General features: G+C 41.6%; 12 protein-coding genes and 3 pseudogenes. 10 read left to right on the top strand and 5 right to left on the bottom strand.

Annotated elements, in window-relative coordinates; translation table 11 throughout:
* Window positions 1-28: 28 nt before the first annotated feature.
* Complete coding sequence (locus HWQ38_RS16585; RefSeq protein ID WP_292795285.1) at window positions 29-2,953, bottom strand: GAF domain-containing protein; 2,925 nt, start codon at window positions 2,951-2,953, stop codon at window positions 29-31.
* 133 nt (window positions 2,954-3,086) lie between these two features.
* On the opposite strand from HWQ38_RS16585, the gene HWQ38_RS16580 reads away from it, so the two are divergent.
* Together HWQ38_RS16580 and HWQ38_RS16575 are read left to right on the top strand one after the other, a co-directional pair.
* Entirely contained in the window at window positions 3,087-3,350 is a 264-nt protein-coding gene (locus tag HWQ38_RS16580) for a hypothetical protein (RefSeq protein ID WP_292795283.1), read from the top strand.
* A gap of 170 nt (window positions 3,351-3,520) precedes the next feature.
* Complete coding sequence (locus HWQ38_RS16575; RefSeq protein ID WP_292795281.1) at window positions 3,521-4,666, top strand: quinone-dependent dihydroorotate dehydrogenase; 1,146 nt, start codon at window positions 3,521-3,523, stop codon at window positions 4,664-4,666.
* A 25-nt stretch (window positions 4,667-4,691) separates the two neighbouring features.
* Here the strand turns inward: HWQ38_RS16575 and HWQ38_RS16570 are convergent, their stop codons facing one another.
* Window positions 4,692-5,414: a hypothetical protein gene (locus tag HWQ38_RS16570; RefSeq protein WP_292795280.1), complete on the bottom strand. Its 723-nt coding sequence runs from the start codon at window positions 5,412-5,414 to the stop codon at window positions 4,692-4,694.
* A gap of 203 nt (window positions 5,415-5,617) precedes the next feature.
* Between HWQ38_RS16570 and HWQ38_RS16565 the strand changes: the two are divergent.
* The 3 genes and pseudogenes from HWQ38_RS16565 to HWQ38_RS40475 form a co-directional block, all read left to right on the top strand.
* A pseudogene (locus tag HWQ38_RS16565) lies at window positions 5,618-6,124 on the top strand (TROVE domain-containing protein); the annotation flags it as partial.
* Between the two features lie 20 nt (window positions 6,125-6,144).
* Window positions 6,145-6,327 (top strand): hypothetical protein, encoded by a 183-nt coding sequence (locus tag HWQ38_RS16560; RefSeq protein ID WP_292795279.1) that lies wholly within the window; start codon window positions 6,145-6,147, stop codon window positions 6,325-6,327.
* Between the two features lie 36 nt (window positions 6,328-6,363).
* Window positions 6,364-6,554: pseudogene (locus HWQ38_RS40475) on the top strand (transposase); the annotation flags it as partial.
* A 65-nt stretch (window positions 6,555-6,619) separates the two neighbouring features.
* Here the strand turns inward: HWQ38_RS40475 and HWQ38_RS16555 are convergent.
* The gene (locus HWQ38_RS16555) at window positions 6,620-6,883 is read right to left on the bottom strand and encodes a hypothetical protein (protein WP_292795277.1); all 264 of its coding nucleotides are present in this window, start codon (window positions 6,881-6,883) and stop codon (window positions 6,620-6,622) included.
* A gap of 221 nt (window positions 6,884-7,104) precedes the next feature.
* Window positions 7,105-7,455, bottom strand: a complete 351-nt coding sequence (locus HWQ38_RS16550; RefSeq protein ID WP_292795275.1) for a hypothetical protein — start codon at window positions 7,453-7,455, stop codon at window positions 7,105-7,107.
* A gap of 738 nt (window positions 7,456-8,193) precedes the next feature.
* On the opposite strand from HWQ38_RS16550, the gene HWQ38_RS16545 reads away from it, so the two are divergent.
* From HWQ38_RS16545 to HWQ38_RS16535, 3 genes are all read left to right on the top strand, one after another.
* Window positions 8,194-8,715 carry an NYN domain-containing protein gene (locus tag HWQ38_RS16545; RefSeq protein ID WP_196517317.1) on the top strand — a complete coding sequence of 174 codons (522 nt, stop codon included), beginning with the start codon at window positions 8,194-8,196 and terminating at the stop codon, window positions 8,713-8,715.
* A gap of 95 nt (window positions 8,716-8,810) precedes the next feature.
* Window positions 8,811-10,415, top strand: coding sequence for a 2-isopropylmalate synthase (locus tag HWQ38_RS16540; RefSeq protein WP_292795273.1), 1,605 nt, complete (start codon window positions 8,811-8,813; stop codon window positions 10,413-10,415).
* A 449-nt stretch (window positions 10,416-10,864) separates the two neighbouring features.
* The gene (locus HWQ38_RS16535; protein WP_292795271.1) at window positions 10,865-11,545 is read left to right on the top strand and encodes a SnoaL-like polyketide cyclase; all 681 of its coding nucleotides are present in this window, start codon (window positions 10,865-10,867) and stop codon (window positions 11,543-11,545) included.
* 113 nt (window positions 11,546-11,658) lie between these two features.
* Here HWQ38_RS16535 and HWQ38_RS16530 read toward each other — a convergent pair whose 3' ends face one another.
* Window positions 11,659-12,096, bottom strand: a complete 438-nt coding sequence (locus HWQ38_RS16530) for a GNAT family N-acetyltransferase (protein WP_292795270.1) — start codon at window positions 12,094-12,096, stop codon at window positions 11,659-11,661.
* 431 nt (window positions 12,097-12,527) lie between these two features.
* On the opposite strand from HWQ38_RS16530, the gene HWQ38_RS16525 reads away from it, so the two are divergent.
* Window positions 12,528-13,970 (top strand): ATP-dependent DNA helicase RecQ, encoded by a 1,443-nt coding sequence (locus HWQ38_RS16525; protein ID WP_292795269.1) that lies wholly within the window; start codon window positions 12,528-12,530, stop codon window positions 13,968-13,970.
* A 94-nt stretch (window positions 13,971-14,064) separates the two neighbouring features.
* A pseudogene (locus tag HWQ38_RS16520) lies at window positions 14,065-14,276 on the top strand (hypothetical protein); the annotation flags it as partial.

The raw sequence follows: 14,276 nt of genomic DNA, 5'->3' as shown, positions 1-14,276 counted from the left end.
TATCCGCCCAATACTTTTCAAACATCCTCTAAGAATCATGACCAATTAACGGCAACAACAAGCGGCTAACTACCCGATTATCTGGTAATTGGTAGAAATTCAACTCTCCTCCCAACTCCTGCATGAGGTTTTGGCAGATTAGCAGATGTAAGGCTGGTGGTTGGTCGAGGTTGGAGTGAGCAAGCACATCTTTCGATGTATTATCATGTAGTTCCGTGAGTAACTGTGGTTCGATCGCACCGTTGTATGTAATCGACAGTTCTAGCGATGTCTGATGATCAGTTCCTACGTTTGCAGAAGAATGCTTTGCATCTAGGTTTTTAGATGCATCAAAACGGCGACACCAAATATCAATTCTGCCGCCAGTTTGAGAACGGTTACAGGCAGTAACCAATAATTCATGGATAACTAATTCAATTTTAACAATATCACCAGCGATCGCCATTGCAGATTGAGCATTTGAGGTAGGAACACCTTTGGCTAATGAAGAATTCTTTGGCGACTCTTTTTCCTCAATTTGTTGTCCCAAACCATGTACACCAATCCACAGCTTTTGTTGTTTAAGTAAATTTTCGATGCGTTCGAGCGATCGCTTCAGTAAACTGACTATGGACATAGTTTCCCAACTGATATGTAGCCGCCACTGCTCAAGTTTTAGCATTCCACTCATGGAGGTAACTGTGTGATCTAACTGCTGTAGCAATAGTTGGTAGCGCATCTGAGTCAGTTCATTAGTAGGAATACCCAAATCATGTATTTGTTTCAGGGACAGCGCCGTTATTCTTTGGATTTCCTCAAGGCGACGATGTTTGTACCAGTTGAGTTGTCGTAATTCCTCTGTTGTGGATTCTAGAAGTTGGGTAATTTGCTTTTCACGACGCCACCAAGCTAATAGAGAAATTAGAGTTGCGATCGCACTGAGGTTTTGTTCTGACCAGCGACGCTCTTGATAGTCTGCCAACAACACTACACCTGTGGTTTCATAATCAGCATTGGTACGTAATGCCATCACCAAAATTTGACCTTTGTCTGGAGCTTTCAACCATTTCCGGGTTTCCGGGGGTAAATTATCCACCTTCAAAGTCAGGTAATTCTCCGTAACAAGTGCCCACTGAATTAAGGCTTCAGCCTCGATCGGAATAGATGCATCAGAAAAAATCCCAAATTGACTATTGTCAATCACTCCAGGGATAATTTCTGCCCAACTTTTACCAGGCAACCAAGATAGCAGTATCGCTAGGGGACAGCCCAAAATCGATGCTATTTGTTCGAGTGCTGTACGTTCTAAATGCTTTTTTTCGACCTCAATTTTGCTGTTCTGGGATTGCGTCAGGATGCGTAGGCATTGCTCAAATGCCTGCGAAACTTTTTGCTGCTGGGTGGTGCGGTTATGTAATTGCCACTGACGAACAATGACTCCAATCTGTTGACTAACAGCCCACAGCAATTCTTTTTCCAAAGTTGTCCAAGAATGATGACTTTCGTGAGTGATCACTAAAAGCGCTCCTGGTATATGCTCGTGAGTGCATTTACAAACAAGTAGCGATCGCACACTATTTTCTAACAACAAGGGACGCCAATTAAAAAAGCGTAAATCTTCATCTAAGTTCTGAATTTCTACCGCTTGAGTTGAACGTTGCAAAAGCTGCCCATCTAATTCTTTGAGAGTATCAAGAGTAAATGTCAACGGTCGGCGATTATGGGGCTGATTTTGATAAATAAATTGATAATTATTCTGCTCAGAATCATACTGCAACAGTAAAAATCGCGTCGCAGTTAGTCGAGCTAAAACTTTTTTAGCACAGCTATGTAAAGTATCCTGAAGGTCATGTTCGCTATAAATACCTTGGGCAACTTGGCTAGTCAGTTGAGCATCCTCTTGAATCTGTTTGATAGTGCTTTCCATACTTTCGCTAGATGCCACCAGCGAGATAAAGCCAGCAACACCCTGGACAAAATTTTTGTCTGCCTCCGTCCAGTTCCGAGGTTCATTGCTTTCTACCGCCAGAAAACCTACTAAGTCCTTTTGCCAGATGATCGGAGATGCCAAGAGCGATCGCACCTTCAGCCGTTGCAGTAATTTTGCCGTAAAATGGCTTTTTAGGGAACTGTGTGCATCACCAATCGAGACAATTTGGTTAACTGTCAAAGCATAATAAAAGTCGCTCAACTCCTGTACAGTTATTCCTGCTGCTTGCTGACTGTTGGAATTGCGATCAAGTTTGACAAGCTGATTGCTCATCCGACACCAAAAGTAGCGCCCTTCCCGCTCAAACCAGTAAACATTTGTCCGACTGGGGGAGACAAATTTATGAGTTGCTTGCACTGCTGCTTCAAGTCTTTGATTAAGGTTAGTCAGGCTGCGTAAATTTTCCAGCAATTCTAACAATGGCTCGTCAGTTCTCTTAGTTTGCTTGTGCTGCAAATCCATCTCATTTTGAGAAATCACTGCCCCCAGTTCGCCTAAAACCATCATCAAACGAGCTTTTGCTTCCCCTGTTAGTAGGTAGCCCCAGCGTTCTGAACCTAGTAACAGCAAGCCTAAGCAACAATCTTTATAGCAAATTGGTAAAATAATCGTTCCCTTGATGTGGAATTTTTTGGCAATTTTTTGCCATTCGGCAGCGCGGATTTCAGTTTGTAAATCAGCTACACCCAAGGGATGTTGTTCAATCACTACTTGCTCTAATAAATCTCCAGGACTAAGAACAACTCTTTGCCGTAAAAAGACCGTATCATTATCAGGTGTAGTGCCACCTTTGCCAAACAATGTGTGATTCAGGCGATCGTAAAGAGCAATCCAAATCAGTCTGTAGTCAAACTGCTCTTTGAGATAAGAAATAGTAGTTTCAATCAGAACGTCAACATCATCTTCTTCTCTGAGGCTCTGGAGGACACGTGCCAACGAGAGGATCTGCTGTTCGGCGGCTATAGATTTTTGCGGCTGCCCCATCTGATTTATTGGTTAACATAGCTTGTAATATATAAGATGCCCAAAAAAGCATCCTGAGTAATATTGCCAGGGGTGTTTGCTGAAAGTTCTAGCTAAGGGGTTCGTTGAAGTTAGATTATGGAGTGCTAGGGAAATGGGCGAAACTTCATCTGATGCTCTAGAGGAGCAGAGACAAGTCTCAGAGGAAAAGCGAGAGTCTGCCGAAGATTCAAGGCTCTCACAAGAAAACGAGCGAGAGTCTGCCGAAGACACTAGGATTTCACAAGAGAAGCAGCGACAGCTTGCTGAAGAAATTAGAAATTCTGCCGAAGAAGTGCGCCAGATTGCCGAAGAAGTGCGGCTAACTAAAGAAGAACTCCGACAAGCTAAAGAAGAACTCCGACAAGCTAAAGAGTAAGCGCGGCAGTCTATTTAAAATAATTCGTAATTCGTAATGACGCTCTCTACGAGACGCTACGCGAACGCTAACGTAATTCGTAATGACGTTTGCGGACTTATTACCCACTGGTAGAGAATTCTGGAGTGAATTCTGACTGCTGACTTCTGAGTTCTTCTTTATAAAAGCTAATGGATATTTATAAATTTGCCATTCGTCCGCTTTTGTTCAATGTGGTAAAAACCGATTCCGAGTGGTTACACCAACAGACGATTCGCAGTTTTAGTTGGCTATCGCAAACAGCCAATCGCCCTCCTGCTAGTTGGGTAAACCAACGCCTAAAGCAGTCCTTATGTCTGTACGATTCCCGCCTAGAACAAAATTTGTTTGGGCTAAACTTCGCAAATCCTGTAGGGTTAGCAGCTGGCTTCGACAAGGATGGAGTAACTGCTGGCATTTGGTCTAACCTGGGTTTTGGCTTTACAGAATTAGGAACTGTAACTTTTCACGCACAGCCAGGAAATCCGCGTCCCCGTTTGTTTCGTTTGCCGTTGGATAAAGCTGCTCTCAATCGGATGGGCTTTAATAATCGTGGTGCAGCAGCAATGGCGGCACGTTTGACACAGGAAAAACAGGAGTTAAGGCAGTCAATACCTATAGGGATAAATTTAGGTAAATCTAAGGTAACTCCCCTAGAAGCAGCCGCACAGGATTATCTCGATAGTTTTCGCTTACTCAAGGATTTGGGAGACTATTTTGTTGTGAATGTCTCTTCTCCCAATACACCGGGATTGCGATCGCTCCAAGATGCTTCTATGCTCAGTGCGATCTTGAATTTATTACAACAAGAAAATACTACACAAAAACCAATTTTTGTCAAGATAGCGCCAGATTTAGAATGGTCAGCGATCGCTGACATTATAACTCTTGCTAAAACCTACCAACTGGCGGGGATTATTGCCACTAACACCACCATCCGGCGTGATGGTCTAAAAACCCAGGTGATTGACCAAACGGGCAAATCCCCCCAGGATGAAGCTGGGGGAATTAGCGGTGAACCATTGCGCGATCGCTCCACTGAGGTAATTCGTTTTATTTGGCAGCAAACCCAAGGACAAATCCCGATTATTGGCGTTGGTGGCATTTTTTCTCCTGAAGATGCTTGGGAGAAAATTACTGCTGGTGCTAGCCTGATCCAGGTTTATACAGGCTGGATTTACGAAGGACCACTGATGGTACGCCGAATTCTTCAAGGTTTGCTAGACAAACTAGAAGAAAACAAATTAGCTACCATCAGCGAAGCTGTTGGGTTACAAACAAAAATTCAATCATTCTAATTTTGAATTTTGAATTTTGAATTGTTTAACCTTCTTCCAATGGAAAAAATTCCTTAGTTTTTTCCACGTATGACCAGGCAATACCATCAGGGTCTTTGCTACGACTCCACTCAGGAAACTCTGGATCATTTCGCCGTTTATAAACCGTACTGGAATAGACATTTAGCCGTTTGGCAAGTTCAGATTGAATCAGAGAGCCAAAAATTAACTGTTTTTCCAGCGATCGTTTAGCTGACTCATGGGTTAGCTGTGGGAGTGATTCAGTTTCTAGTTCTTCCTCCTGTAGGGTTGGTGGTGCTGCTAGGAGCGATCGCGCAGTTTTAGTAACTGGTTGAGCCGGAAGCTCTTTAACAGGCTCACTACTGTCAAGAATATTGCCGAGAATGCTGGCAGTTATAAAGTAATAAGACTGCCCTGCATCTTCAGAATTCAGTACACTAGCACCAAATTCCGAGGCTTTACCATCCAAGTAGCGTTTTGCCGTTGTTCCCGGAAAATTGCCCCTGATTGCCAAGTCCATTGGCGTCAGTCTGCCCTGATTTTCCCGAACCAACTGATGAAAAATTGGGTTAACTCGCATAGTCCACTGTTGCCATTGATATTCCTGCCAAACCTTGAAGCCAATTACCAGCAAAATTACCGCCAGTAAAATCCTCCAGGTGGCAATCAGGAAAATAATCAAAAACGAGATGGGCAAAAGTAGAACGAGAAAAGCCTTGCCGTTACCTTCTATGGGTTTTTCACTCATGCCGATTTTTGCCAAGTGAATTTTAGGAAATAATATTATATTGGCAAAAATTTGGCTACTTTTTTGTATCTTTTGGCAAAGTTGCGGCAAATTTGTCGGCAAAACCTTTATTAGGTAAGTGTTATACCTTTATTACCTTCTGCTTATGTGACATGGTGCTGCGATCGCACATAAGTTTTTTCCCAGAGAAAATAAAAGGATTTTTTATGCACGCCGTAGACGTTTCCAGTTCTCTGGGTAGCTTGGTTGCAGATATGGGACTAAGTTGTTGTGAAATTGCCACCACAATGGCACTAGTGACAGCAAAAGCAGAGAAAAAATACATAATTCGCGGCTTTGCTACTGAATTCCGTGAATTAGGTATCACTGCTAAAGATAGTTTTAGTTCTGCGGTTCGCAAAGCTAGCAACCAAAACTTCGGCGGAACGGATGCATCTGTAGCTTACGACTGGATGATTAAGAATAAGTTTAAAGCTGATGTAGTCTGCTTTTGGACTGACTCGGAAAGCTGGGCGGGAAATAAGTATCCAAGTCAAGCGTTGAAGGAGTACCGCAAAAAGGTAAATCCTAACGTCAAGGCGGTGTATGTCACCTTGACACCTTACCAGATTACTTTGGTAGATCCTGAAGATTCGCTGTCTTGGGATTTGGCAGGGTTCGACCCAGGTACGCCTCGGATCATCCAGATGCTAGCTACGGGTGAATTGTAGATATTGCTGAAGGGTAAAGGATGAAACACTTTATCCTTCATACTTCATGGCGGGTTATCCTTGTTCACAACTTGCCTTTCGGGGACGCAGAATTTAGGGTTATCGGTTATGTCTCCACCATTGTGGGGATTAGCGGGTTCAACCCCCGCACCCGCCTTTGTTTGATTTTTACCTTACGCAAAGACGCAAAGAAGGCGATTTAATTTTTGAATGCTGAAGACGTACGATCTATTAGTTCAGAGTCGCAATGGATTAAGAAGAATATTTTAAGTCAAGCTTTACCAAATGGCACTTGCGCCCTTCCTATAGTCGCAGGTTCTTACCCCATGCCAATGCTTGTTTGACCTGCACTCATTTTTGTAAAACTGTCGATTTTTTAGATGAACATAAAAAACAATTAGAGCAAACAAATCGAATCATTGCGATCGCAATCATTGGTACAGTAGTAGGAAAAATTAACTGACCATAGACAAATAAACCATAGCTAATTCCTACCTAAGTACCACATAAGGCGAGGCTAGATATAAATCTATTGAGACTACGCTTGGGTGTGCTAATCATCAAGGCTGTACTGCCAACTAGAATTAGCACAAATAAACCCCGCAATGGTAGGCTGTTAATTCCTGGGGCGATCGCTTTACCTGACATCAAAGTTGCGATCGCATTGGCGTGAATTTCCACACCTGACATGGGTTTATTGCTGTTACTAGCAGCAACAGGATAGGTAGGAAACATCTGTTGTGGGTCTATCAATTGCATAAAAGACCCTTGGCGCGTCTAGGAATTTTCGTAGACGGTTGCTAAAGTAATTTGGCTGCCATATTTTTGCAATGCTGCTTGGAGTTGGCGATCGTCAGTAACTCCATAACTACTTGGCGTGTCAAAACGACATCTACGGCTACAGATCGGGTACCTGCTTTAATTAACTTTGTGATTATTTAGTTAGATGCAGCACGCTTATCAGGAAAAGATTTCAGTGTTTATACGTAGATATATTGTTTCGGATCTGTTTTATAGTACTGTTCGGGAAGTGATATTGACTGATCGTCTATTGCTAAAATTACGATGTCTTCTGGAGGCACAATCGGCCTAGGCAGTTGAAAAAAGTCAGAAAGCGCCTGATTTTCGCTCAATTGAACCAATTCCCCACCAAAAGCACTCAGCAGTGCTGCCCCGATTACCCAAGCACCAGCGAGGAGATGACCTAAGCGAACCATCCACTTAGATTTGCAAGCCGATGCTGTGGAAGTTACTTTTGTCGGTTTACTTGACAGTCTATTGGCAAGAGAGACATAGTTTTTAGTTAAGGTAGATGTAGGTTCTTCTGCCATATCGTGTTACTGATTGATTTAAGTCCAACACTTTTATTTATTCAGACCACGTTTTACTACAAGCACATTGAAATAAGACTTAAATGACAATCTTATACATTTGTAAAGTATCTTCTATTCATCAACAAACTTTTATTACCAGAGCTAGCCCCCAAGAGATTCCTACTTAGGCATTGCCTAACTTATTCTTTTTCTGTTGAGTGAGTTATAAAAGAGTGATTGTCCCACAAATTAGAGCTGGATATACTCCGCCTGTGCATTTGGTTGCGGCGAGATTTCACCCCAACCCAACCAACAGGTAGGTTCCTAAGTCGATGTACCAGAAGCTGTCCCAAGTCCGTCTTCTGTCTCTGGTGCAATATTGGTACTCCCCACAAAGCGTGTCCTGATGGTGAAAGCTTTACCTATAGATAGGCATTAACTTATATCCTACCTTAAGCCTATGCTATACCTCTTTAGGAGTAAAATTTAGTGTTATACAGCGATGAATGCTGTTACTGGGTCAATTTTATTGGTAGATTTTGAGCAAAGGGTAGCTCTTGGGGTGCCGGAGGTGAATAAGGTTTAGCACCCAGTATCTCAACTCCAATGTTGCAACCGTTTTTATGCCTTGAAAGAGGTAGGATAAAAGCTATAGTTCAAAGGCTACTTTATAGATATTAGCAAACTTGTCATTAGAGAATTGCTATAATCTATTGTTCAATCTAAATTCATTTATATGATTAGGTGTAAATTTGTATGGGTTCTCCAATGAATCGTCTGTCTATTTTTGTAGACGGAAACAATATGTTCTATGCTCAACAAAAAAATGGTTGGTTTTTTGACCCTCGGCGAGTCTTAGAATACTTCAAACATGAGCAATCAGAAACAACATTAATTAATGCATTTTGGTACACTGGCTTAAAAGACCCACAAGATCAGCGAGGTTTTAGAGATGCTCTAATTAGTCTAGGATATACAGTTAGAACTAAAATTCTGAAAGAATATTATGATGATACCTCTGGTCGTTACTCCCAAAAAGCAAATTTAGATATTGAAATTGTTGTAGATATGTTTAATACAGTAGACCAGTATGACCGAGTAGTATTATTCAGTGGCGATGGAGATTTTGAAAGAGCAATCGAGCTATTACGCTCCAAAAATACACATATCACAGTAGTATCAACAGAAGGGATGATAGCGAGAGAGCTACGTAATGCTACTGATAGATATATAGATTTAAATGATATCAGAGAACAAATAGAAAAAACTGAAGGTTAGTAGCCTTAGCAATTTTTTACAAAGGTAAGAGTAAAAGAAAAACTAAGGTTGAAGATATATTAAGCCACAAGTCTAAACTAAACTAGAAACCGCAAATGACAAACAAAACAGATCGAGTCATCATTTTTGATACGACATTGCGAGATGGAGAGCAGTGTCCAGGAGCAACTCTGAATATAGACGAAAAGCTAGTTATTGCCAAGCAATTAGCGCGTCTGGGTGTGGATGTAATTGAAGCAGGCTTTGCCTTTGCAAGTCCGGGAGATTTTGAAGCAGTCAAGAAGATTTCTCAAATTGTCGGGATAGAAAATGGTCCGATAATTTGCAGTTTGGCAAGGGCGATAAAAGCAGATATTGAAGCCGCCGCCGAAGCATTAAAACCAGCAGTTAACGCTAGAATTCACACATTTATTTCGACTTCTGATATTCATTTAGAGTATCAGTTGCGAAAGTCACGCGCAGAAGTGTTAGCGATCGCCCAAGAAATGGTAGCTTATGCTAAATCCTTCATGACAGATGTAGAATTTTCGCCGATGGATGCGGCGCGTACCGATCCAGAATTTCTTTACCAAGTTTTAGAGGCAGCGATCGCAGCCGGTGCAACAACAGTTAACATTCCCGATACTGTGGGTTACACAACCCCTAGCGAATTTGGAGCGATGATTAAGGGGATTATCGAAAATGTCCCCAATATCGACCAAGCGATTATTTCAGTTCACGGTCATAATGATTTAGGCTTGGCAGTTGCTAACTTCTTAGAAGCCGTGAAAAATGGCGCACGGCAACTAGAATGTACAATCAATGGGATTGGCGAACGTGCCGGAAATGCCTCACTAGAAGAATTAGTGATGGCGTTACATGTGCGGCGACAATATTTTAACCCCTATTTGGGAAGACCAGCAGATTCTCAAGAATCCCTGACAAATATCGACACCCGGCAAATTTATAAAACTTCACGCTTAGTTTCCAATTTGACGGGAATGTTAGTACAACCAAATAAAGCGATCGTGGGGGCGAATGCCTTTGCCCATGAGTCTGGGATTCACCAAGATGGGGTGTTAAAAAACAGGCTGACCTACGAAATTATGGATGCCCAATTGATTGGCTTGACAGACAATCAAATAGTTTTGGGCAAACATTCCGGGAGAAATGCTTTCCGCACTCGGTTAAAAGAATTGGGCTTTGAACTGTCAGATACGGAATTAAATAAAGCATTCGTCAGATTCAAAGATGTCGCAGATAAAAAGAAAGAAATTTCTGATTGGGATTTGGAAGCGATCGTTAACGATGAAATCCAACAAGCACCCGATTTGTTCCGGGTAGAATTGGTGCAAGTTTCCTGCGGTAGTAACGCCCGTCCCACTGCTACTGTCACCCTCCGCACCCCAAATGGTGAAGAATTAACCGATGCTGCGATCGGTACTGGGCCAGTGGATGCAGTTTACAAAGCCATCAATCGTGTGGTGAATGTACCCAACGAGTTGATTGAGTTTTCTGTGCAGTCAGTAACAGCCGGTATTGATGCCATTGGAGAAGTGACGATTCGTTTACGTTATGAATCTAGAGTATTTTCCGGTCATGCGGCGAACACAGATATCATTGTGGCATCCGCGCAAGCTTATGTAAATGCGTTGAATAGGTTGTATTCTGCATTGCAAACTCAACAAAAGCAAGAGGAAGTATCTGCACAGAAAGTCTAAAGAATACAGTCATTTGATTCGCAGTTGGATGCAACACTGTATTAGACTTATTGCATAAGTTGAGATTTGTTAAATCGAACCACAGATATACATCAGGGCTATTTCATTCTCATCTAGTCCGCCTCAGAATGAATTCTGAGTCTAATAGCGAAAGTCGTCTAAAGACGACTAAGAAAAGGTTATAAAATATAGTCCGTTTTAACGGACTTTAGCTATTAGCCCTGAACTTCAGTTCTGGGCGGTTTCTGTCTAGAACGAAATAGCCATGGATACACATAGCTAAATATAGGTGTGTATCTGTGGTTCTTTTTGTTCATATTTTAATTTTGGCAAAAAGTCAAGTCTATTGAGTTCATTATGAATATTGTTTACTTTTTTAGATTTTTAGATTTACCTAATATCCATAAAACTTTATTCTAAAAAATGATGTTTATAGTCAGCTAGCTTGTATGAGTAACGAAAAAACTCCAGAATTGCCGCTCTGGGTACAAGATAGAGATATAGTGATTGCTCATGATGAAGAAGTACAATGGCGAGAAGGAATACGCCCGGATTATTCTTACACCAATGAATTTCTTCATCAAGAGAGTAAATTTCAGCATCCAGAAGGTTCTTTAGAAGCGATCGCTCAAAACTTAGTCCGAACTTTTGAGATGGAAGCTTCTAATAAATCTAATCCCCAACAGTGGCTTTCCATTGTTACTGATAAGTTTAAGATGAGTAGCAATGGGGGGCAACACTTCACTGCTCAAGAGGTCGCCCAGCAAGGTACTTATAACCTGTTTCTGGGTGAAAGTGAGCATTATAGCTCTGAAACAGAAACCTTTGAATCTTCATTTGAGGTTTTTCATAATGCTTTTCGTAATGGCTTCCTTTGGGAATTGACAGAAGTCCTTTCGGGTCCGCCTAATGTTACCTTTAAGTGGCGACATTGGGGAACATTTAATGGTTCTTATAAAGACTATGCACCCACAGGGGAAACAGTAGAAATCGTAGGAGTTAGTATTGCTCGCGTGACTGATGATTTGAAGATTGAGTATTTAGAGCATTATTTTGATAATAATGTTTTTCTTGAGAAATTAACCGCAGGTGGTTGTCCCTTCCATTCCCAAAATCAGAACAGTCACTAATTTTTATTTTGTTGTAGTCAAATAGTTCGCTTGATCAGCGCTTTTAGTAAATAACTGGGAGCGCTGATCGAGTGAAACTGGTTTACATGGGCTTTGCCCAATTTAGAAATCGCTTATGCTTGATTAGCATTAGAATTTAAACGCATCATGATTTTTTCTGGCTCTGTCAAATTTTTAAACCCATAACGCCGATAAAGTCCATGAGCATCTTTTGTGCCTAACATCCACCTTTGAACATCTTGGAATTCTGGATATTCCAAAATATATTCTACAAACCATTTTCCTAAACCCTGTCCTCGATAAGGCTCCAGAATAAAAACATCTTTTAACAACGCAGAAGTTGCATAATCAGTGATGAATCTCGCAAAGCCAACTTGTTGATCGCCTTCATAAAGTCCAAAACATAAAGAATTTTTGATTGCCTTTTCCACAGTGGCTAACGGGATGTTTTCAGCCCAATAGGAACTTTGTAAAAAATCAGGAATCATTTGAATATCTAATTTAGGTTTATCGGTGCTAATGTAAAATTTATGTTTTAATTGTTCGTTCATCTGGCTGAATATTCTATTTAATTGGTTGATGCGTAATAATTAATTCTAATTCATTCTTGCAGGGAAGCATCTCACTTTCTTAGAAAGCTCTTTAAACCTCACCTTAGTAAAAAAAGGGGGCAGAAATATTGTTTCCCTTAGTACAGCTTTGCATTAATTCGTAGCGTTTTTAAACGCAAAGGGACGCTGAGGAAAGCGCAGAGGTACGCAGAGTTTTTTAAGAAGATTCGCTACGAACTTGCGAAATCCTGCACTTAGTTACCAAGAAAGGATTAAGGGGGAGTCGATTTATGGTGCATTTGCTTTCACTGAGATGCTCCCTTCTTGCAGTCAGTGCGTTGCAACCTAAGATGATGAAATTACTGAACCATCACTTGGAAAGTAGAGGCTATATTCAGTATTCAAGGATATGGGTGCATCTACTATTGATTATGAATCAGCCTACAACAAAATCTTGGCAAGAAGTTCGTGCAGCTTTTCAAAAAATCTGGGGTTATGAAGATTTTCGTCCGCCACAAGGAGAAATTGTCAGCAGTTTATTAGCACAAAAAGATGCGCTAATTATTATGCCCACAGGTGGAGGAAAATCGATTTGTTTTCAACTTCCCGCACTGCTACAAACAGGATTAACTTTGGTAGTTTCGCCCTTGGTGGCGTTGATGGAAAATCAAGTACAGGAACTACAACAAAGCCATCAGAAAGCAGCGCTTTTACATAGTGAATTATCGCCATCTCAACGCCGTGCAACTCTGCAAGCTTTAGAACGTCAACAGCTAAGATTACTTTATTTATCGCCAGAAACTTTGCTAAGTGCGCCAGTCTGGGAAAGATTATGTCAGCCGCAATTGCAAATTAATGCCTTAATTTTGGATGAAGCCCATTGTTTAGTACAGTGGGGTGATAGTTTTCGCCCAGCTTATCGCAGATTAGGGGCGGTGCGTCCGGCATTGCTAAAATCAAAACCACCAGGAACAAAAATCAGCATCGCCGCTTTTACGGCTACTGCTGACCCCTTAGCCCAAAAGATTATTCAAACAGTTTTACAATTACAGCAACCAGAGATTTTCCGTTTGAATCCTTACCGTCCTAACTTGCATCTCAGCATTCGCATCGCTTGGACACCACGAGGTAGGAAACAACAATTATTAAAGTTTATTCAAAATAGACCGCAACAATCGGGATTAGTTTATGTTCGCACTCGGCGAGATAGCGAAGATTTAGCTGAATGGTTAGCAGACATGGGTTATGCCACAGCTAGTTATCATGCGGGATTGGGTGCAACAGAACGCCGTGAAGTAGAAGCAAGTTGGTTAAGTGGTAAAATACCATTTGTGGTTTGTACCTGCGCCTTTGGTATGGGGATAAATAAAAGCAATGTCAGGTGGGTTATTCATTTTCATGCGCCGCATCTGCTGTCTGAATATGTGCAAGAAATAGGCCGCGCTGGAAGAGATGGGAAACCAGCAGAAGCGCTGACATTAGTGAGTGAACCTACGGGGTGGTTAGATCCAGAGGATAAGCAAAGACAGGAGTTTTTTCACGAACAAATGCGATCGCAACAACAAATAGCGCAGCAACTTGTGAAAAAATTACCGAAACAGGGAGAAGTGAATGCAGTGATGCGACAATTTCCTGATGGTGCGATCGCTTTAGCATTACTCCATAGCAGTGGTCAGTTAAACTGGCTTGATCCTTTCCATTACAGCATTGCACAAAAAGCGGAAACTCAGCCACCAACACAATTACACGCCACCAAACAAATGCATCACTATCTAACTACCAAGCAGTGTCGTTGGCAGTTTTTGTTAAACGCCTTTGGTTTTGATAAAGAAGCAGCTAACTGGCGTTGCGGACATTGCGACAATTGCCACTAAACTGCTGTCACCCAATATGCTTGGGTTAAGGATTGTTGGTGGAAATTTGATGTGTGTACAGACGTTGTAATGCAACGTCTGTACTTTGCCATAATTGCGTATTTACGAGTATAAAAGACTCGTTGACGGAGCTAAAAGACTCGTTGACGGAGTTCAAAGACTCGTTGACGGAGTTCAAAGACTCGTTGACGGAGTTCAAAGACTCGTTAACGGAGCTAAAAGACTCGTTAACGGAGTTCAAAGACTCGTTAACGGAGTTCAAAGACTCGTTGACGGAGTTCAAAGACTCGTTGACGGAGTTCAAAG

Source organism: Nostoc sp. NMS7, assembly GCF_017115085.1.
GTDB lineage: Bacteria > Cyanobacteriota > Cyanobacteriia > Cyanobacteriales > Nostocaceae > Nostoc.
Note: the sequence above shows the minus strand (reverse complement) of the source record. Positions and strands in the feature narration are given on the sequence as shown.

Excerpts from the sequence above, each read along its gene's own strand:
- HWQ38_RS16540 (WP_292795273.1), top strand. The coding sequence starts at position 8,811 with ATGACAAACAAAACAGATCGAGTCATCATTTTTGATACGACATTGCGA.
- HWQ38_RS16525 (WP_292795269.1), top strand. The coding sequence starts at position 12,528 with ATGAATCAGCCTACAACAAAATCTTGGCAAGAAGTTCGTGCAGCTTTT.
- HWQ38_RS16560 (WP_292795279.1), top strand. The coding sequence starts at position 6,145 with ATGAAACACTTTATCCTTCATACTTCATGGCGGGTTATCCTTGTTCAC.
- HWQ38_RS16550 (WP_292795275.1), bottom strand. The coding sequence starts at position 7,455 with ATGGCAGAAGAACCTACATCTACCTTAACTAAAAACTATGTCTCTCTT.
- HWQ38_RS16570 (WP_292795280.1), bottom strand. The coding sequence starts at position 5,414 with ATGAGTGAAAAACCCATAGAAGGTAACGGCAAGGCTTTTCTCGTTCTA.
- HWQ38_RS16575 (WP_292795281.1), top strand. The coding sequence starts at position 3,521 with ATGGATATTTATAAATTTGCCATTCGTCCGCTTTTGTTCAATGTGGTA.
- HWQ38_RS16535 (WP_292795271.1), top strand. The coding sequence starts at position 10,865 with ATGAGTAACGAAAAAACTCCAGAATTGCCGCTCTGGGTACAAGATAGA.
- HWQ38_RS16530 (WP_292795270.1), bottom strand. The coding sequence starts at position 12,096 with ATGAACGAACAATTAAAACATAAATTTTACATTAGCACCGATAAACCT.
- HWQ38_RS16555 (WP_292795277.1), bottom strand. The coding sequence starts at position 6,883 with ATGCAATTGATAGACCCACAACAGATGTTTCCTACCTATCCTGTTGCT.
- HWQ38_RS16585 (WP_292795285.1), bottom strand. The coding sequence starts at position 2,953 with ATGGGGCAGCCGCAAAAATCTATAGCCGCCGAACAGCAGATCCTCTCG.
- HWQ38_RS16545 (WP_196517317.1), top strand. The coding sequence starts at position 8,194 with ATGGGTTCTCCAATGAATCGTCTGTCTATTTTTGTAGACGGAAACAAT.
- HWQ38_RS16580 (WP_292795283.1), top strand. The coding sequence starts at position 3,087 with ATGGGCGAAACTTCATCTGATGCTCTAGAGGAGCAGAGACAAGTCTCA.